At 62.3% G+C, this 1,816-nt stretch carries 2 protein-coding genes and 1 pseudogene; all 3 read left to right on the plus strand.

The genetic code is table 11. The annotated features are described in order from the left end of the window. A pseudogene (locus OQK_RS07390) lies at positions 1–450 on the plus strand (ABC transporter ATP-binding protein); the annotation flags it as partial. A gap of 12 nt (positions 451–462) precedes the next feature. Next, entirely contained in the window at positions 463–1,569 is a 1,107-nt protein-coding gene (locus tag OQK_RS07395) for an ABC transporter permease (protein WP_016771811.1), read from the plus strand. Continuing rightward, the coding region (locus OQK_RS07400) for an ABC transporter permease subunit (protein WP_038860701.1) at positions 1,569–1,816 on the plus strand (248 nt) is incomplete at its 3' end. The genes OQK_RS07395 and OQK_RS07400, both read left to right, overlap by 1 nt.

Genomic DNA, 1,816 nt, shown 5'->3' on the forward strand with positions numbered 1-1,816 from the left:
TTTCAGCACGGACTGGTCAGCCACGGGTTGATCCAACGCGGCAAAGTCGAAGCCCTCGCGCAGCAGATCATCCAGCGTTTCGGCGTGAAGACCCCGGACACGCAAGCCGCTGCGCGCAGCCTGTCCGGCGGCAACTTGCAGAAATTCATCCTCGGCCGGGAAATTCTTCAGCAACCGAAACTGCTGATCGCCGCGCACCCGACCTGGGGCGTCGACGTCGGTGCCGCCGCCACCATCCATCGCGCCTTGATTGCCCTGCGCGATGCCGGCGCGGCGATTCTGGTGATTTCCGAAGACCTCGATGAGCTGTTCCAGATCAGCGATCGCCTCGGCGCGCTATGCGGCGGGCGTCTGTCGGCACTGCAAGACACCGGCCTTACACAACTGAGCGATGTCGGCGCGTGGATGGCCGGCCAGTTCGATCACTCACCTGGCGCCGCCTCGGTTTAACGGAGTTTCAACATGCTGCTTTCCCTCGAACCCCGTGGCCAGCAATCGCGCCTGATGCTGTGGTGCTCGCCGTTATTGGCGGCGGCCCTGACCCTCGGCTGCGGCTCGCTGTTGTTCATCGCGCTGGGCCACGACCCACTGCAAACCTTGCACACACTGCTGATCGCACCGGTCAGCGATCTGTATGGCGTATCTGAATTGCTGGTCAAGGCGCTGCCGATTCTGCTCTGCGCACTCGGCCTGGCCGTGGCCTATCAGGCGCGGATCTGGAACATTGGCGCCGAAGGCCAACTTCTACTTGGCGCCTTGGCCGGCAGTGCTCTGGCAGTGAACGTTATCGACATGCAAAGTCGCTGGGCGCTGGCGCTGATTCTGCTGACCGGCACGCTGGCGGGCGCCGCATGGGCCGGGCTCACCGCATGGCTGCGCACGCGCTTCAACGCCAACGAAATCCTCACCAGCATCATGCTCAACTACATCGCGCTGAACCTGCTGCTGTTCTGCGTGCACGGGCCGTTGAAGGATCCGGCGGGCTTCAATTTTCCCGAGTCGGCGATGTTCGGCGACGCCAGTCGTTTGCCGCTGCTGCTGGAGGACGGCCGCGTGCATGCCGGGGTATATTTCGCCCTGCTCGCGCTGGTTGCGGTGTGGGTGTTGTTGCAGAAAAGCTTTATCGGCTTCCAGATCAAAGTGCTCGGGTTGGACAAACGTGCGGCAGGTTTTGTCGGCTTTCGCGAGAAGCGCCTGATCTGGCTGGCGCTGTTGATCAGCGGTGGTCTGGCCGGGCTCGCCGGGGTCTGCGAAGTGACCGGGCCGATCGGCCAACTGGTGCCGCAGGTGTCGCCGGGCTATGGCTATGCGGCGATCACCGTGGCGTTCCTCGGACGGTTGAATCCGCTTGGCATTCTGTTCTCCAGTCTGCTCATGGCGCTGCTGTACATCGGCGGCGAGAGCGCGCAGATGTCGCTCAATCTGCCGCAAGCGATCACCCAATTGTTCCAGGGCATGATGCTGTTTTTCCTGCTCGCCTGTGACGTGCTGATTCTCTATCGACCACGCCTGAAACTGCGCTGGACCCGGCGCGCCTCGACCCCTGCCGTAACCGCCGGAGCGCTGTGATGGATATCGATCTGTTGAGCAATATTTTCTACGCGATGGTCCGCTGCGGCACGCCGCTGTTGCTGGTGGCATTGGGTGAGTTGATCTGCGAGAAAAGCGGCGTCCTCAACCTTGGCCAGGAAGGCATGATGCTGTTCGGTGCGGTGATCGGTTTTATCGTCGCGCTGAACAGCGGCAACCTGTGGCTGGGTGTGCTGCTGGCGATGTTGGCCGGGATGTTGTTGTCGTCACTGTTTGCCCTGGTCGC

The sequence above is a fragment of the Pseudomonas sp. R62 genome, from assembly GCF_000257605.1.
GTDB lineage: Bacteria > Pseudomonadota > Gammaproteobacteria > Pseudomonadales > Pseudomonadaceae > Aquipseudomonas > Aquipseudomonas atacamensis.